Raw genomic sequence first — 517 nt, 5'->3', positions numbered from 1 at the left:
ACAAGCCATGCTCTCGATGTAGCTGATAAAGAGGCTGTCTATGCCTGGGCCGATAAGGTGGTCGAAGACCATGGCAAAGTAAATTTGATCTTCAATAATGCCGGAGTGGCTTTGTCAGGCACGGTGGATTCGCTCTCGATTGAAGACTACGAATGGATTATGAATATCAATTTCTGGGGTGTTGTTTATGGCACCAAAGCCTTTCTGCCTCACCTTGAAGCATCGGGCGAAGGTCATGTGGTAAATATTTCCAGTATATTTGGCTTAACTTCACAGCCGTTAATGAGTGGTTATAACGCGAGTAAGTTCGCTGTTCGAGGGTTTACCGAGTCTCTTCGTCAGGACTTGGAAATTACCGGTTCAAAGGTCAGCACTACTTGTATTCATCCTGGTGGTATAAAAACAAATATTGCTCAGTCAGCGCGAGTTGATAAAAGCTCAATGAAAGTGACTGGGGCAACTAAGGAAAGTACCTTAAAAGAGTTTGAAAAAATGTTTGTTCATACGCCTGATAGTG

The 517-nt window shown here is 43.5% G+C and carries 1 protein-coding gene; it reads left to right on the top strand.

All coding sequences use genetic code 11. The annotated features are described in order from the left end of the window. A partial coding sequence (locus A3729_RS30375; RefSeq protein ID WP_156498252.1) for an SDR family oxidoreductase occupies window positions 1-517 on the top strand: 517 nt, incomplete at both ends.

The sequence above is a fragment of the Oleiphilus sp. HI0043 genome (assembly GCF_001634935.1).
The sequence above is the reverse complement of the archived record's forward strand: the minus strand, read 5'-3'. Positions and strand labels throughout refer to the sequence as shown.